We start from the raw sequence: 23,076 nt of genomic DNA on the forward strand, positions 1-23,076 counted from the left end.
GAATTAACGATGAAACCTTGCTCCCTCGCGTGCGTACGCGTGCGCGGGGGTAGTAAGGTGCCCCCCCCTCGGCTAAGGTGTGTCATCATACCGCAACAAGCCGAAAGCGTTCAGATTTGACCGACGAGACCATACTCGCCGAACCCCAGGGCGGCGAGCCCGCCGGCATCGCCACGATCTCGATCGTCGACGAGATGAAGTCGAGCTATCTCGACTATGCGATGAGCGTCATCGTCGCGCGCGCACTGCCCGACGTCCGCGACGGCCTCAAGCCCGTCCACCGCCGCATCCTGTACGGCGCGCACGAAAGCGGCTTCGTCGCTGGCAAGCCCTATCGCAAGTCCGCACGCATCGTCGGTGACGTGATGGGTAAATACCATCCGCACGGCGACAGCTCGATCTACGACGCGTTGGCCCGCATGACCCAGGACTGGTCGATGCGCGTGCCGCTGATCGACGGCCAGGGCAACTTCGGCTCGATGGATCCCGATCCACCCGCAGCGATGCGCTATACCGAGGCGCGTCTCGGCAAGGTGGCGAACGCGCTGCTCGGCGATCTCGACAAGGACACGGTCGACTTCACGCCCAACTATGACGGCTCGGAGCGCGAGCCTTCGGTGCTGCCGGCGCGCTTCCCGAACCTGCTGGTCAACGGCGCAGGCGGCATCGCCGTCGGCATGGCGACCAACATCCCGCCGCACAATCTCGGCGAGGTCATCGCCGCGTGCCTCGCCTACATGGACAATGGCGCGATCACGACCGAGGAACTGTTCGAGATCGTCCCCGGTCCCGACTTCCCGACCGGCGCGATCATCCTCGGCCGCGCGGGCGCCAAGTCCGCCTACGAGACCGGCCGCGGCTCGATCATCGTCCGCTCGTGCCATATCGTCGAGGAGGGCAAGGGCGACCGTCGCTCGATCGTCCTCACCGAGATCCCGTTCCAGACCGGCAAGAACGGCCTGGTCGAGAAGATCGCCGAAGCCGCCAAGGACAAGCGGATCGAAGGCGTCAGCGACATCCGCGACGAATCGAGCCGCATGGGCGTCCGTATCGTCATCGACCTGAAGCGCGACGCGACCGTCGACGTCGTGCTCAACCAGCTCTGGCGGCACACGCCGGCGCAGTCGAGCTTCCCCGCCAACATGCTGGCGATCCGCGGCGGTCGCCCCGAACTGCTCAACCTGCGCGACATCATCGGCGCGTTCATCACCTTCCGCGAGCAAGTCATCACGCGGCGGTCTAAGTTCGAACTCGCCAAGGCACGTGAGCGCGCGCATCTGTTGCTCGGCCTCGTCATCGCGGTCACCAACCTCGACGAAGTCGTCAAGATCATCCGCGGCTCGTCGAGCCCGGCGGAAGCGCGCGGCAAGCTGCTCGCCCGCGAATGGCCGGTCGAGGAGATCGCGCCGTACATCGCGTTGGTCGAGGCGGTCGAGGACAAGCAGGCCGACGGCATCTACAAGCTGTCCGAGCCGCAGGTCCGCGCGATCCTCGATCTCCGCCTGCACCGCCTGACATTGCTCGGCCGCGACGAGATCGGCGACGAGCTGAAGGCACTGGCCGCGACGATCGGCGAGCTGCTCCACATCCTCGGCGACCGTTCGAAGCTGTACGAGGTGATGCGCGGCGAGCTGATCGCGATCCGCGACGAATTCGCTACGCCGCGCCGCTCCGAGATCGCCGCCGCCGCCAACGGCATCGACGACGAGGACCTGATCGAGCGCGAGGACATGGTCGTCACCGTGACCATGCAGGGCTATATCAAGCGCACCAGCCTCGACACGTTCCGCGCGCAGGCGCGTGGCGGCAAGGGTCGCGCGGGCATGTCGACGAAGGACGAGGACGTCGTCACCGAGCTGTTCGTCACCTCGACGCATACCCCGGTGCTGTTCTTCTCGAACCTCGGCAAGGTCTATCGCTACAAGGTCTGGCGCCTGCCCGAGGGTGGTCCAGCGACGCGTGGTCGACCGATGATCAACCTGCTGCCGCTGGCACCGGGCGAGACGATCTCGACCGTGCTTCCGCTGCCGGAGGACCTGAGCGAGTGGAGCCGCCTGCACGTGATGTTCGCGACGCAGCGCGGACTCGTCCGCCGCAACGCGATGGATGCGTTCACCAACGTGCCGTCGAACGGCAAGATCGCGATGCGCTTCGAAGAAGGGTCCGAGGACAAGCTGATCGGCGTCGCGCTGCTCAGCGAGCATGACGACGTGCTGCTCGCGACCAAGCTCGGCAAGGCGATCCGCTTTGCCGGCGACGACGTCCGCGAGTTCCAGAGCCGGACGTCGACCGGCGTACGCGGCGTGACGTTGAAGGGCGACGACGAGGTCATCTCGCTGTCGGTCCTGCACCGTGTCGGCGCGACGCCCGAGGAGCGCGAGACCTACCTCAAGTTCGCACCGTGGAAGGGCGAACGCGAGGGCGATCACGGCATGGGCGCCGACCGCTACAACGATCTCAAGGACCGCGAGCAGTTCATCCTGACGGTCTGCGAAAACGGCTATGGCAAGCTGTCGAGCGCCTATGACTATCGCCGCACGGGTCGCGGTGGCCAGGGCATCACCAACATCGACAACATCGCGCGTAACGGCCCGGTGGTGGCGAGCTTCGCCGCGGCGAAGGGCCATCAGCTGATGCTGGTGACCAACCAGGCGAAACTGATCCGCACGACTCTGGCGTCGCTCCGCGTCATCAGCCGCAACTCGGCGGGCGTGAAGCTGTTCGACGTGGCGAAGGGCGAACATGTCGTCTCCGCCGCACGGATCGAGGAAACCGAGGAAGACGCCGAGATCAACCTGGCGGACGCCGTGCCGGAGGTCGCTCCAGATACCGGCGCGACGATCGGCGAGGATACCGCTGCGGGACCGGAGGACGGCGAATGAGCCGCGATCCGATCGCGTACAAGGTGCTGACCGGCGAGCAGCTGGCGACCCTGGAGAGCGGGAGCTTTGCGGGGGCGCCGGTGGATGTGGCAGATGGCTATATCCACCTGTCGACGGCAGAGCAGCTGACGGAGACGGTCGACAAGCACTTCGCTGGCCAGTCGGACCTGCACGTCGCGGCGATCGATCTCGAAGCACTCGGCGACGACGTGAAGTGGGAAGAGTCGCGTGGCGGGCAGCAGTTCCCACACATCTATGGCGGACCACTGCTGCTCGAGGTCGTACTGTCCTACGGCGCCCTGGAACGCGACGAAGCCGGCAAGGTGAAGCTCCCCGTCGCCGGCTAAACCTTACCTAAAGCTTGTTCTCCCGCGAAGGCGGGAGCCCAGACTGGGCTCCCGCCTTCGCGGGAGAACAAGGAGCGGGGGATGGCGTTCGATTATGGCGTAGCGCTGCGAGTTACCGGTGCGGTATCAGCGGGACGGTGGTATTTTGCTCCACCGCCGACCCCTCAGTTGCTCGCGCCGTCCTCCACCAAGGCACCACCCCGGCGAAGGCCGGGGCCCAATTGGAAAGTTCGGCGTAACGGAGGGATGCGCTTCGTTAGCTAGCTTCCCCAATTGGGCCCCGGCCTTTGCCGGGGTGGAAAGTATACGGGACGCCGCCCCTCATCCAGCCGCAAACGCAGCCCTTACAAACCGCGCACAAGCCTCAGGCGCAGTAATCGGGATCATGTGCCCCCCCTCGATCGTATCGATCTTAGCCCCCGGAATCACCGCCGCAGTCCGGTGACCATTCCAAGCCGGATCCAGAATCGCATCCTGCCGCCCAAACAAGATCCGCACGGGCAAGCCGATCTCCGCATACCGCCCAACCATCGTCGTCACATCGTCATTCGCCCCGGCAAGATCCGCCGCCGCCGCCGCAATCGCGATCGGTCGCGCCGACAGCGCGCCGCCGCCCCGCGTTATGAAATCTTCCGGCACAGCCTCGGGCGCGAACACGCCTTCCAGCGTCTTCTTCGCGGTCAACCGGCTAAGCGGCGTCCCCAACACCTGCGCGAACGCAAGACGCGCACCCGACGGAACACGTGCCAAACCGCGAAAACTCTCCGGCACCTGCTCCAGCGGCTGCGTCAACGGCGCGATCAGTGCGAGCGCGCGGACCAGATGCGGATGGTCGAGCCCGACCGCTAGGCTCAGCGCACCGCCCAGCGAATGCCCCACCAGCAGCGGCCGATCGAGCCCCAGCTTCTGGATGAAGTCGGCGATGATTGCACCCTGCCCGATGATCCCCGGCATCGCCCCCGTCGCGGTCGAATAGCCCGACCCCGGCCGGTCGACGACGATCACGCGGTAGTCGTCCTTCAGCAGGTCGACGAGCGCATAGCTGAAGTTGCGCAACTGCCCGGCGAGCCCGTGGACCATGACGATCGCCGGCCCGCTGCCGACATCGATATAATGCAACCGAGCGCCTGCGACGTCGAGAAAACGCCCTTCCGCCGGCACCAAATCCTCGGCAAGCCGCGCGACGCGGCTCGAATAGAGCGACAGCCCGATCCCCGATACCGCCGCCAGCAGCGCCCCGCCGATCAATCGCTTGCCCGTCCGCTTCATAGCCATCTCCTTCAAATCCTTAGTGCGCTGAACGCCCGGCCTTGTCCAAAGTCGCAGCCGCCCGCGCAGGGAACTCGTCGTGGCCACCAAACGTCCGACCCGCGAAGGAGATGCGCCGGTGGATCCACAGGCTCGAACGATACTCGACACGATAAAGACGCTCGCCCCGGACGCCGATCCGCACGCGGACGACGCACAGTGGCTCGCCGACTTCCGCTACCAGACGGCGTTGCTGAAGACCTTCTCCGGCGATCCGGAACCGGTCCATGCGATCACGCACCTCATGCTGCCGTCCGAGTCCGGCCCGCTCACCGTCAGGCTCTATCGTCCCAAACCCGGCCGATTGCCGCTCCTGCTGCACATCCACGGCGGCGGCGCGATCGCCGGGTCGATCGACGGCCACGATCCGGCGTTGCGCGCGCTGGCGAACCGGACCGGCTGGCTGGTCGCCGCGCCCGCCTATCGCCTGGCGCCCGAACACCGCTTCCCCGCGCAACTCGACGATAGCTGGACGGCGTTGCAAGGCCTCGCCGCGCAAGTCGATGCGCTGGAGATCGACCCGTCGCGGATCGTTGTCTCCGGAGACAGCATAGGCGGTACGCTCGCGACCGCGCTCGCCTCCCGCGCAGCATCCGAAGGCGGACCAGCCCTAAAAGGCCAAATCCTGCTCTACCCAAACACCGACCTGCGCTGCGATACAGCCTACCCGTCGCGAAAGAGCGAGGACGGCAACATCATCGACGCCGCGTCGCTGGAACGGCAGATCGACCTGTATCTCGCATCGCCGGACGCACGGACCGATCCGCGTGCATCACCGATCCTGGCAGAGGACCTGAGCGCCTTGCCCCCGACGCTGCTCGTAACCTGCGAGAGCGACCCACTACGCGGCGAAGGCGAAGCATACGGCCAGCGCCTGCGCGACGCGGGAGTCAACGTTGACCACGACCGGTTCGACGGCGTGATCCACGCCTTCTTGCAAATGGGCGGAAGGCTCGACGCGACCGACCGGCTCCTCGATCGCATCGCTCGCTGGCTCGACGCCCGATGATAGGAAAAATGGTGCACCCAGAGCGATTCGAACGCCCGACCCTCAGATTCGTAGTCTGATGCTCTATCCAGCTGAGCTATGGGTGCATCGCCGCCCCGTAACCGGTTCGACAAGCCCGCCGTGAAGCGGAAAATCCTGGTGCACCCAGAGCGATTCGAACGCCCGACCCTCAGATTCGTAGTCTGATGCTCTATCCAGCTGAGCTATGGGTGCACTGGAGGGGCGCTGATAGCAGGCATTTTCGGGGGCGCAAGGGTTTGCCGCGATAAAGTTGTGTCGGGCGGCGCGGACGCATAGAGCGGCGGGCATGAAACTCGCCGCTCCGCTCCGCTCGCTGTCGCTCCTCGCCCTGCTCGCAGCGTCCGCGTGCAGCAAGGATACCACCGCCTATCCGTCGCTCGGCCTGCGCCCGGTCGAGAAGCTCGGATTCGCCGAGCCCGAGGTGAAGACCGCGGTGGCCGCCCCCGATCCCGCCCTCGATGCCGATATCCGGACGATATCGGGTAAGCTCGATGCGATCGCCACCGGCTTCACGCGCGACGCGGCCAAGACCGAGGCCCTCGCACGGACCGCACGCGGTGGCGCAGTCGGCAGCGACGCGTGGCTCGCCGCGCAGACCGCACTCGCCGGACTCGACGATTGGCGCGCGCAATCGTCCGCGCTGGTGACGGACATCGAACAACGCGCCACCGATCGCGCCGCCAAGCTGCAGCCCGACTATCCCGCGCTGGCCGCGATCCGCGACAAGGCACAGGCGGAAAACGATCGCCAAGGCGCCACGATCACGCGCATCCAGGCAAGCCTCCCCGCCGCTTGATCCGCTGCTGATCCTCCCCCGCCAAGGGGAGGATCAGAAGGCTAGAACCCCTTCAACAACGGCAGGATCGTCGAATAATCGTCGGTCCACGCGGTGAAGCCCTTGCGCGGCACCAGCGGCGCCCACGCCGGATCACCCGACCGCAACGCGGCAATCGCACGCGGATCGCGCGACAATGCCACCCAGTCCGACGCCGACGCCCGATCGACCAGCAAGCTCGACGGGCGGTATTTGAGCTCGACTGCAGTCCACCCGCCCTCGCGCGCCGCCGCCGCGATCACCGGCTCTAGATCGATGAACCGGTTCGAGATATGCGCCAGCAACAGGCCGCGCGGCGACAGCACCCGGCCATAGGTCGCGAACGCCTCGCGCGTCATCAGGTGCATCGGCACCGAATCCGACGAGAACGCATCGAGCGCGAGCAGGTCGAGACTGTCGGGCTCGTCATGCGCGAGCGCGATCCGCGCATCGCCCATCCGGATCTCCGACTTGGGCAGGCACCGCGACAGATAGGTAAACTGCCCGGTATCGCGCGCAATCCGCACCACCGCCGGATCGATCTCGTAGAACCGCCAGCGCTGCCCCGGCCGCGCATAGCAGGAGAGCGTCCCCGTCCCGAGCCCGACTACGCCGATCCGCGCCTGGGGGCCGTACAGGGCGGGCGCGGCCTGCATAGCCTGCCCGACGCCCGATCCCGCCGCGTAATAGGTGGTCGGCGTCCGCTCGCGCTCAGGCGAACCGCGCAACTGGATACCGTGCACCGTCGTCCCATGATCGAGCTCACGCGTGCCGCCGTTCGGCCCCGGCTCGTCCCGCACGGTATAGACGCCAAAATAACTTCGCACTCGCGCGCCCGGATCGAGCGAGAACTCGAGCGACCGATATCCGCCGAACAGCACCAGCGCCCCCGCCAGCACGACCATGTACGGCCGCCGCGCACCGATCGCGACGAATCCGATCGCCGCTATCACCAGGAACACGAGGCCCTGCCGCCCCTCGCCGAACACGCCATCGGGATTGCCGATCCGCAAACCGGTAAGGATGACCAACGCGCAGACGATCGCGAGCAGCGCGACGTGCTTCGCCGGCCCCTTGCCCATCCACAGCGCGCGAAATCGCGCGAACAGATATATCTGCGGCACCAGCGCGCCCGCCGCGAGGATCAGCAGCGGATACTCATACGTCCAGTCGAACACCACCGGCGCCACCAGCGCAGCGAACACGCCGCCCAGCGCGCCACCAGCCGACATCGCAAGATAGAAGCCCGTCAGCCGATCCGGCGCCGGCCGCTTGCGGTACAGCGTCGTGTGCAGCGCCACCGAGATCATGAACAGCAGCACCAGCGCGATCCCCGCGCTGAAGAACGGCCGCTCGTTGACCCCGCCCATGATGATCCCGCCGAACAGCAGAATCGTGATCGGCGCGATCCGCGTGAGCAGGTCGGCGAGCCAGCGATCGTTCGCAAACGCAACGCTGAAACTCAGCAGGTACAGCCCGAGCGGGATCACCCACAGCAGCGGCATCGCGACGATATCGGTGGTGATGTAGGTCGACGTCGCCAGCATCATCCCCGACGGCACGAGCGCCAGCGCGATCCAGTGCGCTATCCGCTTTGCACCTGGCGGCGCGCTGGTCGCCGCAACGTGATCGACCGCCGCGGTCTTTGGCAGGCGCGTGGCGCAGGCAAGAACCAGCACGATCAGCAGCAGATACCCACCGCTCCACAACAGACTCTGGCCGTGCACCGCCATCAGCGGCTCGACCAGCAACGGGTACGCGATCAGCCCCGCGAAACTGCCCAGATTGGACGCGGCATACAGCGCATAGGGATCGCCGCCCCCGCTCGCCGCACTGAACCAGCGCTGGATCAGCGGCGCCTGCGCGGAGACCGCAAAGAACAACGGCCCGATCGACAACCCAAGGAGCCACGGCACCCAAAGCGCGGGCAACGCGTCCGCCGGCAGGTCCATCGCGATCAACCCGATCGGCAACCACAACGCCGCAACGATCAGCACGCCAAGGTGGATCGCCGCCTGCGCCCGCGGCCTCACCCGCCCGAGCCAATGCGCATACGCATACCCTGCGAGCAGCAACGCCTGGTACACCAGCATCGCCGAGTTCCACACCGCCGGCGCGCCCCCCAGCCGCGGCAACGCCATCCGCGCCACCATCGGCTGGACGAGGAACAGCAGGAACGATCCCGTCAGGATCGTCGCGACGAACATCGTCCGGCACCAGCGCGCCATCAGCGGCTGGTTTTCGATCGATACGGTCTCAGACATAAGCGGGGCGGTCGATCCGGTAGAGAACATGGCGACGAAGCGGGTCGTCTTCGGCGAGCTTCGGGTGATCGAAATCGCCATCGACCACGCGCGTCATCCCGAGCCGTTCCATGAGCGCACGGCTGGCCGTGTTTGCAGGGACGGTGATCGCCCAAACGGTCGGCAAGTCCATCTCACGCCAACCCCAGGCAAGGGAAGCCTCCGCCGCCTCCCGTGCAAAGCCCTGCCCCCATTCGCTTTGGACGAGACTCCAGCCGATCTCGGGTTTCCCGTCGATCGGCGTACCGACCGGGCCGGGCTTGGGCCCGCACCAGCCGATGAACGCGCCGGTATCCCGTCGTTCGAGCGCCCAGAAGCACGCACCATAGTCGGCCAACATCGCCTTCTGGCGTGCCACCACCGCGGCGGAGTCGGCCAGCGTCGGCGCCGGCCCGAGATACGCCATCACCGCCGGATCGGCGCACATCGCATGATGCAAGGCGGCATCGTCATCACGCCAGCCGCGCAAGATCAGCCGTTCGGTCTGGATCATCCGCCGAGCAATTTCGCCGCATGCGCCGCGTGGTAGGTCAGCACGCCCGAGCAACCCGCGCGCTTGAACGACATCAGCGTCTCCAGCACCATGACGTCGCGCTCCGCCGCACCCGCCGCGACGGCATGCTCGATCATCGCGTATTCGCCCGACACCTGGTACGCGAACACCGGCACCTCGAACGCCTGGCGAACGCGGACGATGATGTCGAGATACGGCAAGCCGGGCTTGACCATCACCGTATCGGCGCCCTCTGCCAGATCCATCGCGACCTCGCGAATGGCTTCCTCGGCGTTGGCGTTGTCCATCTGGTACGTCTTCTTGTCGCCCTTCAACAGCCCGCGCGAGCCGACCGCATCGCGGAACGGCCCGTAGAACGCGCTCGCGTACTTGGCGGCGTAGGACATGATCTGGACGTTGTGGTGCGACTCCGCCTCAAGCGCGCTGCGGATCATGCCGATCCGGCCGTCCATCATGTCCGACGGCGCGATGATGTCCGCGCCCGCCTTGGCCTGGTTCAGCGCCTGCGCGACCAGCATCTCGGCGGTCGTGTCGTTGACGACATAGCCGGCCGCGTCGACCAGACCGTCATGGCCGTGGCTCGTGTACGGATCGAGCGCGACGTCGGTCAGCACGCCGACCTCGGGCACCGCGTCCTTCAGCGCGCGGATCGCCTGGCACATGAGGTTGTCAGGGTTGAGCGCCTCGCGACCATCCTCGGTCCGGCGATCGACCTGCGTGTACGGGAACAGCGCGATGCACGGGATGCCGAGGTCGCGCGCCTCGCGGCCGCGCGCGACGATCCCGTCGACCGACCAGCGCGACACGCCCGGCAGGCTGGCGATCGGTTGCTCGACACCCTCCCCTTCGGCGACGAACAGCGGCCAGATCAGGTCGGCGGGAGTCAGCACGGTCTCGGCATGGAGGCGGCGGCTCCAGGCGGAGGCGCGGGTGCGACGGAGGCGAAGCGCGGGATAGCTTGCGGTCATGCGGCGGGCTTTGCGGGATGCGCGGCGACGGATCAAGTTTTACGCCCCCGAAACGATAAGACAAAGCGTTACGGGTGCGAAACCGCATGCCGTGCGTTGGGGGCCTTATGTCGAACGATACGATCACGTCCGCCGCGCTCGTCGTCAACGCCAAGTCGCGCAAGGGCCAGAAGCTGTTCAAGCGCGCGTGTGCGGCGATGTCGGGGCTGCCTTATGAGGTCGACGCGCATGCGGTCGAGGATCCGAAGGATCTGGAGGCGACGGTGTTGCGGGCGCTCGCGAAGAAGCCCGACCTGCTGATCCTCGGCGGCGGCGACGGCACGGTCAGCGGGCTGGTCGATCTGATGGTCGGCCATGACGTGATCCTGGGCGTGCTCCCGCTCGGCACCGCCAATAGTTTTGCGCGCACGCTCGGCATTCCGTTGAATATCGAAGGGGCGGTCGAAGTGATCCGGACCGGCAAGCCGCGGCGGATCGATCTCGGGATGATCGACGGCGATTATTTCGCGAACTGCGCGGCGATGGGCATAAGTCCGAAGATTGCCGAGACGGTGCCGCATGGGTTGAAGAAGGTCTTCGGCAAGGTCGGCTATCTGGCGTGGGCGACGTATCAATACATGCGCTTCCGCCCGTTCACGCTGATCGTGGGCGAAGGCCCGACCGCAGTGAAGATCCGCGTCGTCGAGGTGCGGATCTCGAACGGGCCGTATCATGGCGGCACCGAACTGGTGGATGCGGCGGCGGTCGATTCGGGCGAGATCGTGGTGCAGGCAGTGATGGGGCATGTGAAGCGGCGGCTGGTGCAGAACTGGTATGCCAGCGTGTTCCGGCTTGAGTCGCGGCATGAGAAGGTGCGCGATTTCCGGGGGAAGAGCCTGAAGATCAACACCATCCCGCCATTGCCGATCTCGATCGACGGCGAGGTGCTGGCGAAGACCCCGGTAACGGCGAAGGTCGCTGCGGGGATCATCCGGGTGATGGCGCCGGCCTGAAGGCGCGGTTGACTAGTAGCACCACCCGCCCCCTTGTTCTCCCGCGAAGGCGGGAGCCCAGTCTGGGTCCCCGCCTTCGCGGGGAAACAATCTAGTGGCGGGTAACCTTTCCTCACACCACCCCGGCGAAGGCCGGGGCCCAATTGGAAAGGTAGGAGTAACTGATCGCAGTCCCACGTTAGCAACGTCCCCCAATTGGGCCCCGGCCTCCGCCGGGGTGGAATTGAGTGGTGGCGTTACTTCACCCGCCGAACCGACAGCACCTGAACCGGCGCAGCAATCATCTGCCCCTTCATCACCCCCACCCCGGCAGTCGGCGAAGTCGGCGCAGCAAGGATGCGCTTCACCACATCCATCCCCTCCACCACATGCCCGAACGCCGCAAACCCAGCCGTATCCCCACTCCCCGCCGGATTCGCATCGAGCGACAACACCGGCCCGACGGTAATAAAGAAGTCCGCCGTCGCGCTCCCCGGCGCGAACCGCGCCATCGAGATCGTCGCGTCGACATGCGACAGCCCGGTCTGGCTGGTCGGCTCATGCTTCACCGGCGGCAGCAGCCGCTTCACCTCGCCCTGCGGCCCGCCCTGGATCAACCCGGCATCCGCCCCCAGCTTCATCGCCCGATAGAACGTCACCCCATCGAGCCGCTTCTGGTCGACGTAACGCAGGAAATTTGCGGTCGTCAGCGGCGCGCGCTCCTTCTCCAGCGCCAGCGTGATCGGCCCCTCGCTCGTCGTCATCACGATCGAGACGGTCGCCGGAGCAACAGGCGGCGACGCCGGCGGAGCCTCCTGCGCCGAGACGGAAACCGCGCCAAGGACGGCAAGAGCGAGCGTGACGAATCTGGAGATCATCCGCCACGCTACCGCCTCCACCGCTCGCTGTCTGCGCCCCGCGACACGATATTGCGCGCGGCAAAGTTTTGCTTGGGTTTGCACGCCCGCGTGCAATGCGTATCCGGGGCACGATGACCGATCTTGCCATTCTCTACGAGCACCCGCTCTGGTTCGAACCGCTGTTCGCCGCCCTCGATCGCCGCGGCGTAGCGTTCACCCGCGCGACGCCCGACGGCTTCTGGAACCCCGCCGACCAGAGCGCCCCCGCCCCCGTCGTCTTCAACCGGATCGCGATGTCGAGCTTCCTGCGCAACGACGAGCATCCGATCTTCGACACGATGGCATTGCTCGATCACTGGCGCCGCACCGGCGCACGCGTGGTCAATGGCACCGACGTCCTCGCGATCGACGCCTCCAAGGCCCGCCAATTGTCGTTGATCGCCTCGCTCGGCCTCGCGATCCCCGAAACGCGCGTCGTCCACCGCGCCGCCGACGTCGTCCCCGCCGCCCAGACGCTCCGCTTCCCGCTGGTCGTCAAAGCGAACATCGGCGGATCCGGCGCAGGCATCATCCGCTTCGACAGCCTCGACGAACTGCGCACCGCCGTCGCCGACGCAGGCCTGCCGAGCAGCGTCGACGGCGTGCTGCTGGTCCAGGAATACGTCCCCGTCCGCGACGGCGCGATCACCCGGATCGAGACGCTCGACCGCAAATTCCTCTACGCGATCGAGGTCGCCGGCGGCGGCGCATTCGATCTTTGCCCCGCGGATGCGTGCGTCGTCCCGGGCTCGGGCATCAAGATGGCCGCGGTCGAGCCCTCGCAAACCTTGAAGGATGCCGCGGAGGCGATCGCACGCGCGGTCGATCTCGATGTCGGCGGAGTCGAGGTGATGATCGACGACCGCGACGGCGTCGCGCGGTTCTATGACATCAACGCACTGTCGAACTTCGTCGCCAAGCCATTGGATGTGCTCGGCTGGGATCCCCACGACCGCCTCGTCGATTACCTGATCGAACAGATCGAGAAGGCCCGCTGATGCGCTACGGTTACTGGACTCCCGTCTTCGGCGGCTGGCTTCGCAACGTCCCCGACGAGGGGATGGAGGCGAGCTGGGCGTACACCAAGGCGCTGACGCAGAATGCCGAGCGCTGGGGCTATGACCTGACGCTGATCGCCGAGCTGAACCTCAACGATATCAAGGGCATCGAACAGCCCGCGCTCGACGCCTGGTCGACCGCGGCGGCGCTGGCGGCAGTGACCGACAGCATAGAGCTGATGGTCGCGGTCCGCCCGAACTTCCACCACCCCGCGCTGTTCGCCAAGGCCGCGGCGAACATCGACCGGATCTCGGGCGGGCGGCTCGCGCTCAACGTCGTGTCGTCCTGGTGGGCGGACGAGGCCAAGCAATACGGCCTCCAGTTCGACCAGCACGACGATCGCTACGCGCGCACCGCCGAGTGGTTGACCGTCGTCGATGGGCTTTGGACGCAGGAGCGGTTCGACTTCGCGGGCCAGTTCTACACGACCGAACAGGCGATCTGCTCCCCCAAGCCCGCCAAGCGCCCGACCGTCTACGCCGGCGGCGAGAGCGAGAAGGCCAAGGCGATGATCGCCGCGCAGTGCGACGCGTACGTCATGCACGGCGACCCGGCGGAGGCGATTGCACCGAAGATCGCCGACATGGCGGCGCGACGCGAAGCCGCTGGCGGCGCGCCGATGCAATACGGCATGGCCGCGTACGCGATCGTGCGCGACAGCGAGGCGGAGGCCAAGCGCGAGCTCGAACGCATCACCAGCGTCACCGAACTCCCCGCCGGCTATGCGAACTTCGACCAGTGGCTGTCGGGCACGCAGCTCGAACGCGAACTGAAGATCCAGGAATACTCCGTCTCCAACCGCGGCCTGCGCCCCAATCTGGTCGGCACGCCCGAGCAGTTGAAGGAGCGCGTCGCTGAGTATGAGGCGGCCGGTCTCGACCTGCTGCTGCTCCAGATGAGCCCGCAGGCCGAGGAAATGGAGCGGTTCGCCGCGCAGGTCATGGGCACCGCATGATCCGCCTCACCGACGTCATCAAAACCTACCCGGCAAGCGACGCGGCTGCCCTCGACGGCGTGTCGCTCAAAATTCCCGCGCGCGGCGTGTTCGGCGTCATCGGCCAGTCCGGCGCGGGCAAGTCGACGCTGATCCGCCTGATCAACGCGCTCGAACGACCGACTTCAGGTCGGGTCGAGGTCGATGGCGTCGACGTCGCGGCACTGTCGGCGGCGGACCTGCGCGCGCTGCGCCGCCGGATCGGCATGATCTTCCAGAACTTCGGCCTGCTGTCGTCGCGCACGGTCGCCGCAAACGTCGCGTTCCCGCTGGTGCTGGCGGGCGTATCCAGAGCCGAGCGCGAGACGAAAGTCGCCGCGCTGCTCGACCGCGTAGGTCTCGCCGATCACGCCACCAAATACCCCGCCCAGCTCTCCGGTGGCCAGAAACAACGCGTCGGCATCGCCCGCGCGCTCGCCACCGATCCCGACATCCTGCTCTGCGACGAAGCCACCAGCGCGCTAGACCCCGAAACCACCCGCTCGGTCCTGACCCTCCTTCGCGACCTCAACCGAGACCTCGGCCTGACGATCGTCCTGATCACGCACGAAATGGACGTCGTCCGCTATGTCTGCGACCGCGTCGCCGTCCTCGAGCGCGGCCGCATCGTCGAGACCGGCGACGTCGCCGACATCTTCGCCAACGCCGCCCACCCGGCAACGCAGCGTATGCTGGCGGCGCTGGCGGCATGAGCTTCTTCGCCAACATCGACTGGTCGGACATCGGCCAGGCCTGCCTCGACACGCTGATCATGCTCGGCGGATCGCTGATCCTCACGATCGCGTTCGGCCTCCCGCTCGGCGTCCTGCTCTACCTCACCGACCGGGGCCGCCTGTCGCAGAACCGTATCGCCAACGCCGTACTCGGGATCATCGTCAACATCCTCCGCTCCGTCCCGTTCATCATCCTGCTGATCGTGATGATCCCGCTCACCGTGATGCTCGTCGGCACTTCGCTAGGCGTCGCCGGCGCGATCCCGCCGCTCGTCGTCGGCGCCGCGCCGTTCTACGCGCGGCTCGTCGAGGGATCGCTCAAGGAAGTCGACCGCACCACGATCGAGGCGGTGCAGGCGATGGGCGCCACCACGCGCCAGATCGTCACCGGCGCGCTGATCCCCGAGGCGCTCCCCGGATTAATCGCCGGCGCCACCGTCACCGCGGTCGCGCTCGTCTCGTTCACCGCGATGGCGGGCGTGGTCGGTGCAGGTGGGCTCGGCGACCTCGCGATCCGGTTCGGCTATCAGCGTTTCCAGACCGACGTCATGGTCGTCACCGTCGTGCTGCTGGTCGTGCTCGTCCAGATCATCCAATATGCCGGCGACGCGCTCGCCCGCCACTTCACCCGCCGCTAGGAATTCGCATGAACCGCCGCACGCTCCTTGCTACGCTGTCACTGCTCGCGCTCGCCGCTTGCGGTGGCACCAAGACCAACGACGGCAAGACGCTGACCGTCGCCGCGACCGCCGTGCCGCATGCCGAAATCCTGGAATCGATCAAGCCGACGCTCGCCAAGGAAGGCGTCGACCTCCAGATCCGCGTCTTCAACGACTACGTCCAGCCCAATCTCCAAGTCGAGCAGAAGCAGATCGACGTCAGCTATTTCGAGACCAAGCCCTATCTCGACGAGTTCAACGCCTCGCGCGGCACGCATCTGGTGACCTATGCCGGCGTCCACGTCGAACCGCTCGGCGCCTATTCGCGCAAGTGGAAGTCCATCGCGCAGATCCCCAACGGCGCGACCGTCGCGATCCCGAACGAGCCGAGCAACGGCGGCCGCGCGCTGCTGCTGCTCCAGAAGGCCGGGCTGATCACGCTCAAGAACCCGACCAACCCGCTGTCGAGCCTCAACGATATCGCCACCAACCCCAAGAACCTGCAGTTCAAGGAGCTGGAGGGCGCCACCCTGCCCCGCACGCTCGGCGAAGTCGATATCGCGCTGATCAACACCAATTACGCGCTCGACGCGAAGCTCAACCCGGTCCGCGACGCGCTCGCGATCGAGGACAAGACCAGCCCCTACGTCAATTTCGTCGTCGGCCTGCCCGGCGGCGAGAAGGACCCACGGGTCGTGAAACTGATCGCCGCGCTCCGCAGCCCGGCGACCAAGACCTTCATCGAGCAGCATTATCAGGGTGCGGTCCTCCCGGCGTTCTGATACCGGCGCGGGCCTCGTTAGCGTAATCCAGAGGCTCCATGACGGTCGTCGCCGCGTATCTCTATCGCCATGGCAAGCGCGTCCGCGCGGTCTCGATCGACGAAAAGGTCGACTGCCCCGCAGACCGCTCCGAATTCGTCTGGATCGGCATCTGCGACCCGACCGACGCCGAGATGCGGACGCTCAAGGACCAGTATAACCTCCACCCACTGGCGGTGGAGGACGCGATCAAGGCGGACCAACTGCCCAAGGTCGACATCTATGGCGACCAGCTGTTCGTGGTCGCGCGCACCGCGCAGCTTCAGGACGACAAGATCGCATACGGCGAAACCGCGATCTTCGTCGGCCACAGCCACATCATCAGCGTCCGCCACGGCTCGGCACGCTCGCACAAGGCACTCCGCGAACAGCTCGAAGCCGCGCCGACATTGCTGATCAACGGCGTCGACTACGTCCTCCACGCGATCCTGGATTACGTCGTCGACGGCTATCTCCCGATCGTCGAGAGCATCGAGGACGAGGTGCTGGCGATGGAACAGCGCACGATCGACGCCTTCCTCGGCCGCGACGAGATCGTCCGCATCTTCGGGCTCCGACGCGAGATGATCCGCTTCCAGCGTATCCTCGGACCGATGGGCGAGGTCGCCAGCAAGATCGTCCGCCTCGACCTCCCCTGCATCGACACCGAGGCGAAACCGTATTTCAGCGACGTCCTCGACCACGTCCGCCGCGTGCAGACGATGGTCGAGGGCCTGCGCGAAGTGCTGACCTCCATGTTCGAATTCAGCAACCTGCTCGAACAACAACGCACCGGCGCGATCACCCGCCAGCTCGCCGCCTGGGCTGCGATCCTCGCCGTTCCCACCGCGATCGCCGGGATCTACGGCATGAACTTCGAGAACATGCCCGAGCTGAAGACGGAATACGGGTATTTCGTCGTTTTGGCGGTGATCGGTGTCGTCTGCGCCGCGCTGTACGTGAAGTTCAAGCAGGCGAAGTGGTTGTAGCGGAACCGATCACCCACTCCGTCATGCCGGGCTCGTTCCGGCATCCACCGATCCGCATACTCGCCAGCCGTCGATACGCGGCACGGTGGCCCCCGGAACTAGTCCGGGGTGACGCGGGAATGTAGCCGTCCCTCTATTGCATCCTCCCCCGCCAGGGGGAGGTGGCTGGCCCTTGCCAGACGGAGGGGGAGGTAAGGGATAACTGTGGTTGCGCGTTCCTCCCCCTCCGTCACCTTCGGTGCCACCTCTCCCTAGCGGGGGAGGATCGAAGAGCAGCTCAAACCTTGACGAGCATCTTCCCCGTGTTCCCACCCGAGAACAGCCCCAGGAACGCATCCGGCATCGTCTCGAGCCCCTCGTGCACGGTCTCCTGCCGCTTCAGCGTCCCCGCCGCCAGCATCCCGCCCATGTCCTTGTAGAACTCGTCGGCGCGATTCATGTAGTCGCTGACGATGAACCCGCGGATCTGCACACGGTTACCGATCAGTCGCGCGAGATACTTCAACTGCGTCGCCGCACCGCTGTTGTACACGTCGATCATCCCGCAAACCGCGAACCGCGCATGCATCCGCGCATGCGCCAGCGCCGCGTCGAGATGATCGCCGCCGACGTTGTCGAAATACACGTCGATACCCTTCGGAGCAGCCTCGCCGAGCAACTTCACCACCGGCACGTCGCTCTTATAGTCGATCACCGCATCCGCGCCGAGCGACTTCACCCAAGCGCATTTCTCCGCGCCGCCGGCCGAGCCGATCACCGTCATGCCCTTGGCCTTGGCGACCTGCACCACGGTCGAGCCGACCGCACCCGCCGCCGCCGACACGAACACCGTATCGCCCGCCTTCGCCTCGGCAACCTGAAGCAGGCCGAAATACCCCGTCATCCCCGGCATGCCGAGCAGACCCAGAAACGCCTGCGGAGGCACGTCGAGCGCCGGCAATTTCTGCACCTGCGCGGCCGGCACCACCGCCTCGTCGCGCCAGCCGGCCATGTGCAGCACCATGTCGCCGACCTTCATGCCGTCGTCATTGCTCTCGACCACTTCGCCGACCGCGCCGCCCTGCATCGCCTCGCCCAGCGCGAACGGCGGGACATAGCTCTTCACGTCGTTCATCCGCCCGCGCATATACGGATCGACCGACAGCCAGCGGTTCGCAATCCGTACCTCGCCAGCGCCGAGCGTCGACTGGTCGATATCGATCATGGCGAAGTCGGTATGCTTCGGCATGCCTTGCGGACGTGCCTTCAGGCTCCATGCACGGGCCATAAACTTGCTCCTGTATTGAATATTCGTGTTGCGGGTATGGCGAAACGCACACCTTACGCAACCTGCAAAAAAGCCCGGACGTTTCCGCCCGGGCCCCTTTCCGGCTGACATCATGCGACGCCAGCCAACGCTTTCAACCAGTTAGTACGTGGTCGAACCCGACTTGCCGAGCGTATCCGACGTCGTGCCAGTGGTGGTGCCGCCGGTCGTCGTGCTGCCGGTGGTCGTTCCGGTGCCCGATGCCGTGCCGGTCCCGGTGCTGCCCGTCTGCGTGCTGCCCGTCTGCGAGCTCGAAGCATAACCGCTGGTGCCAGCATCCTTCTTGTCGCCGCCCGTGCGATCGCCGTAGTCGAACATCGCCGAGTTGCGCTCTTCTTCCTTCCACGCCGCCTTGGCTTCGTCGGCCGACTTCGACAACGTCACCTTGCCGTCGACGGTCTTGATCCAGCGCGACGGGATCGAGTGATGCACGCCGCCCGCATCGCGGTCGTTCTTGGTCAGCAGGATCCGGTCGCCCTTCACCTTGTCGACCGTGCCGACATGGCTGCCGTCAGACCCGACGACTTCCATGTGCTCGGTGACCTGCGACAGCGAACTGCGCTGGCCCTGGCGCTCATTGCGCCACGAAGAGAACTCGGTCTCGAACTTCGAGCGGTTCTCGTTCCGATACTCGTCATAGTCACGGTCGAGCGCCGCGATCTGCGAGCTCCGCCAGCCATGATAATGGTCGTCATGCGTGTTCGACGAGCGATTGCCGAACGCACGATTGTCCGAGTTGCCATAGGACCGCTCGTCATAGCGGGCATCGGCTTCGCGGCGACGCTCGGCCTCGTCGTCACCGAACCACGAGCGAACTTCGTCGCCTGCGCGCGCGATGAAACCGCGATCGTCATAGTCATAGCCCTGTGGCTGACGACCATAGTCACGCCCCTCGTTACGGCTGCCGCCGCGCGACGAGTTGCGGTTGTCGTCATCGGCATCGCGGTTGCGACCTACGTCCTCGAAGCGACGGCCATCCGATGCGTAGCTACCGTGATATTCGGTATCGCCCGAACCCTGGCTGCGCTGGCCGTAGGACTGTTGCCCATAGCCCTGGCCGGAGCGCTGCTGGCCATAACCCTGCTGCCCGTTACCCTGTTGGCCATAACCCTGGCCCGATCCCTGGCCGTAGCGCGACTGCCCGTAGCGATCACCGCCCGATGGCTGCGAGCGATCATTGTGGCCGCCATAATAATCACGACCGCCCTGCTCGCGACCATATTGATCGCCGCGTCCCTGGTCGTCACGCCCCTGATATCCCTGACCGCGGCCGCTGCGGTTGTTGTCGCGATCATATTCTCCGACGGCTTCATATTCACGCGCGCTGGAACGACCATAGCCGCCACCGTCTGCGCGGAAATCGCGACCATAGTCGTTCGAGTTCGGCCGACCGTAATAGTCGCCCGACTGGCGATCTCGGGTGTTGCGTTCGTAGACCATAGGAACCTCCTAATTGCTGTCCTGCGGCTGCCGGCCCCGTCGATCGCGGGGTCGTACATTCCGAGGACTACAAACGCCAAACTGGCGGAATGTTCCTGCGATCGCGGCAGCTTGACGGCGACACGACGCTGCGTTGCGACGACGCGCCGGAGGGAAGTTCGAGCCGTCTCACCAACCCGGTTGCAAGGCTCAAATCGAGCCGCTAAGCCACCGATCCTGGCCTATGGCCAACCGCGCGGGGCCGTAGCTCAGATGGGAGAGCGCTGCAATCGCACTGCAGAGGTCCGGGGTTCGATTCCCCGTGGCTCCACCACGCGGCATATCAACAGCAAGTCGACGAGCATCGCAGGCGTAAGCTATACGCCAGATCTGCCATGCGTGCGCCTTTCATGCGCGCAGTTGCCACGCTATCGTGGGGCATGGACGAATTGACGTGCAACGTGGTCGGCATCGACTTCCCCAACGCGGACAAGAGCAAGAGCAACCGCCGGATGGAATTGATGCTCTGCGCTCCCGGCGAACCCGTCGACCTGCGTCGCGAGCCGAAGAACCCGCATGATACGAATGCGGTCGCGGTGTTCAGCCAGCGCGGCGTGCAGATGGGCTATCTGTCCGCCGAACGTGCGTCGCTGATCGGGCGACGCATGCAGGAGGAGGAGCATGTCGCCATATTCCAGGCTCTGGTCGGCAGCTACGGCTATGTCCGCATCCGCTTCGGCGGCGGCGCGCCGACACTGCCGGATCCCGAAGGACCCACGCCATCACCGCCCCGCCCGGCGTCGTTCGACCCGGACGCCTTCTTTCCCGACCCCGAGGGTCCCGAATGGGGCGCGTGACGCCCCCCCCGAATGGGATGAACTAGATACCCTGCGCAGTGACCACGCGACCCGTCGCTTCCAGATCACGCGTCAGGTCCGCGAGGCAGCGGTCGACCAGCGCCTCGTCCGAACTCCGCACCACGAAGTTCGCGCCAGTCTTGCCGTCGCGAAAGAACGGATAGCTCCCGATCGCGACGCCTTCATGCGTCTTCTCGGCATCGCGCAAGATGTCCGCGACCTCGCTCTCCGCTACCCAGCACCCGATCGTCTTCGACACCACCGGGCGTCCGCCCTCGAGCGTGCCGGTCAGCGCGTCGAGCATCCCCGCGGTAATGTGCGGCACGCCTGCCATGATGAAGATGTTGCCGATCCGGATTCCCGGCGCGCCCGACACCTTGTTGTCGATCAGCTCCGCGCCGACCGGCACCCGCGCCATCCGTGCCCGCGTCTCGGTAAGCCCACCGCGCGTCGCATAATACGCCTCGAGCACCGCCATCGCGCGCGGATGATGCTCGACCGCGACACCCAGCGCCTCGGCGATCGCATCCACCGTGATGTCGTCGTGTGTCGGCCCGATCCCGCCGGTCGTGAACAGGTAGTCGTTGCGCGCGCGCAAGGTGTTGACCGCCTCGACGATCGCCTCGGTCTTGTCGGCGACCACGCGCACCTCGGCGAGGCGGATGCCCTGCACGTTGAGCCAGGCCGCGATCTGCGCGACGTTCTTGTCCTGCGTGCGGCCCGACAGGATCTCGTCGCCGATGATCGTCAGCGCGGCCGTCCAGATGCGTTCCTCTACCATGCTCTTGGCATAGCCTCGCAAAACCGCGCCCGCCACGCTATATCGCGCGTCATGACCGAATATGTAACCGTCACCTCGGACCAGCCCGACGCGCGCACCGGCGCCATTAAGCTGCACGGCCCCGCAGCCTTCGAAGGCATGATGAAGGCGGGCAGGCTCGCCGCCGAGACGCTCGACATGATCGTCCCGCATATGGTCCCGGGTGTGACCACCGCCGAGATCGACCGGCTGATCTACGACTTCATCGTCGCTGGCGGGGGCGTCCCCGCGACGCTCGGCTATCGTGGCTACACGCACAGCGTCTGCATCTCGATCAACCACGTCGTCTGCCACGGCATCCCGAGCGAGAAGACGCTGAAATCGGGCGATATCGTCAACGTCGACGTCACGCCCCTGCTCGACGGCTGGCACGGCGACACGAGCCGAATGTACCTGATCGGCGACGTGCCGATCAAGGCGCGTCGCCTTGTCGAAGTGACCTACGAATGCCTGATGATCGGCATCGAGCACGCCAAGCCCGGCAACCGCATGGGTGACGTCGCCAACGCGATCCAGCGCCATGCCGAAAAGCACCGTTACGGCGTGGTCCGCGATTTCTGCGGGCACGGCGTCGGCCGCCTGTTCCACGACGCCCCCGAAGTCGTCCATGTCGGCAAGCCCGGCACCGGCCCCGAGCTTCGCCCCGGCATGATCTTCACGATCGAGCCGATGATCAACATTGGTCGCCCCGACGTGAAGCTGCTCGACGACGGCTGGACGGCGGTCACGCGCGATCGCTCGCTGTCCGCACAGTTCGAGCATTCGATCGGCATTACGGAAGACGGCTGCGAGATCTTCACGCTCAGCCCCAAGGGCTACACGCAGCCGCCTTACGTATAGCGTCAGCCTGCGGAGACGTTCTTCACCGTACAGTCGGTGATGACGTGGCCGCTATATTCGAACGAACCCTTGCCGTTCCAATCCTTCGCTACGGCCAGCGCGGCGCTGAAGTGGGCGAGATACGATCCGATTCCGGGTGGTGGCACCGAAACGACATATTGGCCGGTGACGTGCACGAGCAAGGTGTCGTGCCCGAACCCTGTATGCAGGATCGCACCGGTAACATGGGGAATGACGGTCGTGCCGTAAGGTGGTGGCAATGCTTGCGTGATTTGCGCCGATCCGGAGATTTGTCCGGTCGGTGCATTCACGCCGAGATCGAGATGAAGCGTCGGCGCGCCTGCAAAGCCGCCATGCTTGACGTCCAGCTTTACTTGGTAATATCCAACCGGCTCGGTCATGAGTATTTCCTCCTCCGGATCCATGCTGATCCGTTACTGGAGTTCCTCACGGGACGACTGTCGAGTCCAGCGGGATTGGGTCCGAAACGAACCGGTCGAGACGTGTATGGACTGACCCCGAAACCTTTCACGCGGCCCCGCCACAGGAATCTGACGTACAAAGGGTGACGCGGACCGCCGGCG

22 protein-coding genes and 3 tRNA genes are annotated in these 23,076 nt (G+C 65.9%); 14 read left to right on the forward strand and 11 right to left on the reverse strand.

Annotation, left to right across the window (positions count from 1 at the left end; genetic code table 11):
- Positions 1-116 precede the first annotated feature (116 nt).
- Complete coding sequence (gene gyrA, locus ASE69_RS10345) at positions 117-2,882, forward strand: DNA gyrase subunit A (RefSeq protein WP_056486026.1); 2,766 nt, start codon at positions 117-119, stop codon at positions 2,880-2,882.
- Positions 2,879-3,229, forward strand: a complete 351-nt coding sequence (locus ASE69_RS10350) for a DUF952 domain-containing protein (RefSeq protein ID WP_056486029.1) — start codon at positions 2,879-2,881, stop codon at positions 3,227-3,229. Before gyrA ends, ASE69_RS10350 begins: the two co-directional genes overlap by 4 nt.
- 321 nt (positions 3,230-3,550) lie before the next feature.
- On the opposite strand, the gene ASE69_RS10355 is transcribed toward ASE69_RS10350, so the two are convergent.
- On the reverse strand, positions 3,551-4,498 hold the full coding sequence (locus ASE69_RS10355) for an alpha/beta fold hydrolase (RefSeq protein ID WP_200924159.1): 948 nt from the start codon (positions 4,496-4,498) through the stop codon (positions 3,551-3,553).
- Between the two features lie 79 nt (positions 4,499-4,577).
- On the opposite strand from ASE69_RS10355, the gene ASE69_RS10360 reads away from it, so the two are divergent.
- Complete coding sequence (locus tag ASE69_RS10360) at positions 4,578-5,546, forward strand: alpha/beta hydrolase (protein ID WP_056486032.1); 969 nt, start codon at positions 4,578-4,580, stop codon at positions 5,544-5,546.
- Positions 5,547-5,555: 9 nt separating this feature from the next.
- On the opposite strand, the gene ASE69_RS10365 is transcribed toward ASE69_RS10360, so the two are convergent.
- Positions 5,556-5,632: transfer RNA gene (locus tag ASE69_RS10365), tRNA-Arg, on the reverse strand.
- A gap of 50 nt (positions 5,633-5,682) precedes the next feature.
- Positions 5,683-5,759: transfer RNA gene (locus ASE69_RS10370), tRNA-Arg, on the reverse strand.
- Between the two features lie 94 nt (positions 5,760-5,853).
- Between ASE69_RS10370 and ASE69_RS10375 the strand changes: the two genes are divergently transcribed.
- Positions 5,854-6,363, forward strand: coding sequence for a hypothetical protein (locus ASE69_RS10375; RefSeq protein ID WP_056486034.1), 510 nt, complete (start codon positions 5,854-5,856; stop codon positions 6,361-6,363).
- Positions 6,364-6,404: 41 nt separating this feature from the next.
- Here the strand turns inward: ASE69_RS10375 and ASE69_RS10380 are convergent, their stop codons facing one another.
- Genes ASE69_RS10380 through hemB form a run of 3 tightly spaced genes read right to left on the reverse strand, consistent with a single transcriptional unit; the run spans position 6,405 to position 10,166 of the window.
- Positions 6,405-8,645 (reverse strand): spermidine synthase, encoded by a 2,241-nt coding sequence (locus ASE69_RS10380; protein ID WP_235518517.1) that lies wholly within the window; start codon positions 8,643-8,645, stop codon positions 6,405-6,407.
- Positions 8,638-9,177 (reverse strand): GNAT family N-acetyltransferase, encoded by a 540-nt coding sequence (locus ASE69_RS10385; protein ID WP_056486037.1) that lies wholly within the window; start codon positions 9,175-9,177, stop codon positions 8,638-8,640. Before ASE69_RS10385 ends, ASE69_RS10380 begins: the two co-directional genes overlap by 8 nt.
- Positions 9,174-10,166: a porphobilinogen synthase gene (hemB, locus tag ASE69_RS10390; protein WP_056486041.1), complete on the reverse strand. Its 993-nt coding sequence runs from the start codon at positions 10,164-10,166 to the stop codon at positions 9,174-9,176. Before hemB ends, ASE69_RS10385 begins: the two co-directional genes overlap by 4 nt.
- A 107-nt stretch (positions 10,167-10,273) precedes the next feature.
- Between hemB and ASE69_RS10395 the strand changes: the two genes are divergently transcribed.
- Positions 10,274-11,158, forward strand: coding sequence for a diacylglycerol/lipid kinase family protein (locus tag ASE69_RS10395; protein WP_056062698.1), 885 nt, complete (start codon positions 10,274-10,276; stop codon positions 11,156-11,158).
- 236 nt (positions 11,159-11,394) lie between these two features.
- Here the strand turns inward: ASE69_RS10395 and ASE69_RS10400 are convergent, their stop codons facing one another.
- The gene (locus tag ASE69_RS10400) at positions 11,395-12,015 is read right to left on the reverse strand and encodes a peptidylprolyl isomerase (RefSeq protein WP_056486946.1); all 621 of its coding nucleotides are present in this window, start codon (positions 12,013-12,015) and stop codon (positions 11,395-11,397) included.
- Positions 12,016-12,128: 113 nt separating this feature from the next.
- Here ASE69_RS10400 and ASE69_RS10405 point away from each other — a divergent pair, with 113 nt between their 5' ends.
- The 6 genes from ASE69_RS10405 to ASE69_RS10430 are packed head-to-tail and all read left to right on the forward strand — an operon-like array spanning position 12,129 to position 17,250.
- On the forward strand, positions 12,129-13,034 hold the full coding sequence (locus tag ASE69_RS10405; protein ID WP_056486949.1) for an ATP-grasp domain-containing protein: 906 nt from the start codon (positions 12,129-12,131) through the stop codon (positions 13,032-13,034).
- The gene (locus tag ASE69_RS10410; protein WP_056486043.1) at positions 13,034-14,050 is read left to right on the forward strand and encodes an LLM class flavin-dependent oxidoreductase; all 1,017 of its coding nucleotides are present in this window, start codon (positions 13,034-13,036) and stop codon (positions 14,048-14,050) included. Before ASE69_RS10405 ends, ASE69_RS10410 begins: the two co-directional genes overlap by 1 nt.
- The gene (locus ASE69_RS10415) at positions 14,047-14,781 is read left to right on the forward strand and encodes a methionine ABC transporter ATP-binding protein (RefSeq protein WP_056486045.1); all 735 of its coding nucleotides are present in this window, start codon (positions 14,047-14,049) and stop codon (positions 14,779-14,781) included. Before ASE69_RS10410 ends, ASE69_RS10415 begins: the two co-directional genes overlap by 4 nt.
- Positions 14,778-15,440, forward strand: coding sequence for a methionine ABC transporter permease (locus ASE69_RS10420; protein ID WP_056486048.1), 663 nt, complete (start codon positions 14,778-14,780; stop codon positions 15,438-15,440). Before ASE69_RS10415 ends, ASE69_RS10420 begins: the two co-directional genes overlap by 4 nt.
- 8 nt (positions 15,441-15,448) lie before the next feature.
- Positions 15,449-16,243, forward strand: a complete 795-nt coding sequence (locus ASE69_RS10425; RefSeq protein ID WP_056486051.1) for a MetQ/NlpA family ABC transporter substrate-binding protein — start codon at positions 15,449-15,451, stop codon at positions 16,241-16,243.
- A gap of 38 nt (positions 16,244-16,281) precedes the next feature.
- Positions 16,282-17,250, forward strand: a complete 969-nt coding sequence (locus ASE69_RS10430) for a magnesium and cobalt transport protein CorA (RefSeq protein WP_056486053.1) — start codon at positions 16,282-16,284, stop codon at positions 17,248-17,250.
- 277 nt (positions 17,251-17,527) lie between these two features.
- On the opposite strand, the gene ASE69_RS10435 is transcribed toward ASE69_RS10430, so the two are convergent.
- On the reverse strand, positions 17,528-18,517 hold the full coding sequence (locus tag ASE69_RS10435) for an NADP-dependent oxidoreductase (RefSeq protein WP_082453062.1): 990 nt from the start codon (positions 18,515-18,517) through the stop codon (positions 17,528-17,530).
- A 141-nt stretch (positions 18,518-18,658) separates the two neighbouring features.
- The gene (locus tag ASE69_RS10440; protein WP_056486055.1) at positions 18,659-19,996 is read right to left on the reverse strand and encodes a DUF2171 domain-containing protein; all 1,338 of its coding nucleotides are present in this window, start codon (positions 19,994-19,996) and stop codon (positions 18,659-18,661) included.
- Positions 19,997-20,233: 237 nt separating this feature from the next.
- Between ASE69_RS10440 and ASE69_RS10445 the strand changes: the two genes are divergently transcribed.
- Positions 20,234-20,309, forward strand: a tRNA-Ala gene (locus ASE69_RS10445).
- A gap of 106 nt (positions 20,310-20,415) precedes the next feature.
- Positions 20,416-20,832 carry an HIRAN domain-containing protein gene (locus ASE69_RS10450; RefSeq protein WP_056486956.1) on the forward strand — a complete coding sequence of 139 codons (417 nt, stop codon included), beginning with the start codon at positions 20,416-20,418 and terminating at the stop codon, positions 20,830-20,832.
- Positions 20,833-20,854: 22 nt separating this feature from the next.
- Here ASE69_RS10450 and ASE69_RS10455 read toward each other — a convergent pair whose 3' ends face one another.
- On the reverse strand, positions 20,855-21,613 hold the full coding sequence (locus ASE69_RS10455) for a competence/damage-inducible protein A (RefSeq protein WP_056486058.1): 759 nt from the start codon (positions 21,611-21,613) through the stop codon (positions 20,855-20,857).
- A 51-nt stretch (positions 21,614-21,664) separates the two neighbouring features.
- Here ASE69_RS10455 and map point away from each other — a divergent pair, with 51 nt between their 5' ends.
- Positions 21,665-22,492 carry a type I methionyl aminopeptidase gene (gene map, locus ASE69_RS10460; protein WP_056486061.1) on the forward strand — a complete coding sequence of 276 codons (828 nt, stop codon included), beginning with the start codon at positions 21,665-21,667 and terminating at the stop codon, positions 22,490-22,492.
- Positions 22,493-22,494: 2 nt separating this feature from the next.
- On the opposite strand, the gene ASE69_RS10465 is transcribed toward map, so the two are convergent.
- Entirely contained in the window at positions 22,495-22,893 is a 399-nt protein-coding gene (locus ASE69_RS10465) for a DUF1842 domain-containing protein (RefSeq protein WP_056062662.1), read from the reverse strand.
- Between the last annotated feature and the right edge of the window lie 183 nt (positions 22,894-23,076).

Origin of the sequence: Sphingomonas sp. Leaf208, assembly GCF_001421415.1 — a bacterium.
In the GTDB taxonomy this organism is placed as follows: Bacteria; Pseudomonadota; Alphaproteobacteria; order Sphingomonadales; family Sphingomonadaceae; genus Sphingomonas.

Bases quoted from the DNA above. Each gene is read 5' to 3' on its own strand.
- ASE69_RS10430 (WP_056486053.1), top strand. From the start codon at position 16,282: ATGACGGTCGTCGCCGCGTATCTCTATCGCCATGGCAAGCGCGTCCGC.
- ASE69_RS10375 (WP_056486034.1), top strand. From the start codon at position 5,854: ATGAAACTCGCCGCTCCGCTCCGCTCGCTGTCGCTCCTCGCCCTGCTC.
- ASE69_RS10410 (WP_056486043.1), top strand. From the start codon at position 13,034: ATGCGCTACGGTTACTGGACTCCCGTCTTCGGCGGCTGGCTTCGCAAC.
- ASE69_RS10450 (WP_056486956.1), top strand. From the start codon at position 20,416: ATGGACGAATTGACGTGCAACGTGGTCGGCATCGACTTCCCCAACGCG.
- hemB (WP_056486041.1), bottom strand. From the start codon at position 10,166: ATGACCGCAAGCTATCCCGCGCTTCGCCTCCGTCGCACCCGCGCCTCC.
- ASE69_RS10435 (WP_082453062.1), bottom strand. From the start codon at position 18,517: ATGGCCCGTGCATGGAGCCTGAAGGCACGTCCGCAAGGCATGCCGAAG.
- ASE69_RS10415 (WP_056486045.1), top strand. From the start codon at position 14,047: ATGATCCGCCTCACCGACGTCATCAAAACCTACCCGGCAAGCGACGCG.
- ASE69_RS10350 (WP_056486029.1), top strand. From the start codon at position 2,879: ATGAGCCGCGATCCGATCGCGTACAAGGTGCTGACCGGCGAGCAGCTG.
- ASE69_RS10400 (WP_056486946.1), bottom strand. From the start codon at position 12,015: ATGATCTCCAGATTCGTCACGCTCGCTCTTGCCGTCCTTGGCGCGGTT.
- ASE69_RS10455 (WP_056486058.1), bottom strand. From the start codon at position 21,613: ATGGTAGAGGAACGCATCTGGACGGCCGCGCTGACGATCATCGGCGAC.
- ASE69_RS10355 (WP_200924159.1), bottom strand. From the start codon at position 4,498: ATGAAGCGGACGGGCAAGCGATTGATCGGCGGGGCGCTGCTGGCGGCG.
- ASE69_RS10405 (WP_056486949.1), top strand. From the start codon at position 12,129: ATGACCGATCTTGCCATTCTCTACGAGCACCCGCTCTGGTTCGAACCG.
- ASE69_RS10385 (WP_056486037.1), bottom strand. From the start codon at position 9,177: ATGATCCAGACCGAACGGCTGATCTTGCGCGGCTGGCGTGATGACGAT.
- ASE69_RS10380 (WP_235518517.1), bottom strand. From the start codon at position 8,645: ATGTCTGAGACCGTATCGATCGAAAACCAGCCGCTGATGGCGCGCTGG.
- ASE69_RS10395 (WP_056062698.1), top strand. From the start codon at position 10,274: ATGTCGAACGATACGATCACGTCCGCCGCGCTCGTCGTCAACGCCAAG.
- ASE69_RS10465 (WP_056062662.1), bottom strand. From the start codon at position 22,893: ATGACCGAGCCGGTTGGATATTACCAAGTAAAGCTGGACGTCAAGCAT.
- ASE69_RS10425 (WP_056486051.1), top strand. From the start codon at position 15,449: ATGAACCGCCGCACGCTCCTTGCTACGCTGTCACTGCTCGCGCTCGCC.
- map (WP_056486061.1), top strand. From the start codon at position 21,665: ATGACCGAATATGTAACCGTCACCTCGGACCAGCCCGACGCGCGCACC.
- ASE69_RS10420 (WP_056486048.1), top strand. From the start codon at position 14,778: ATGAGCTTCTTCGCCAACATCGACTGGTCGGACATCGGCCAGGCCTGC.
- ASE69_RS10440 (WP_056486055.1), bottom strand. From the start codon at position 19,996: ATGGTCTACGAACGCAACACCCGAGATCGCCAGTCGGGCGACTATTAC.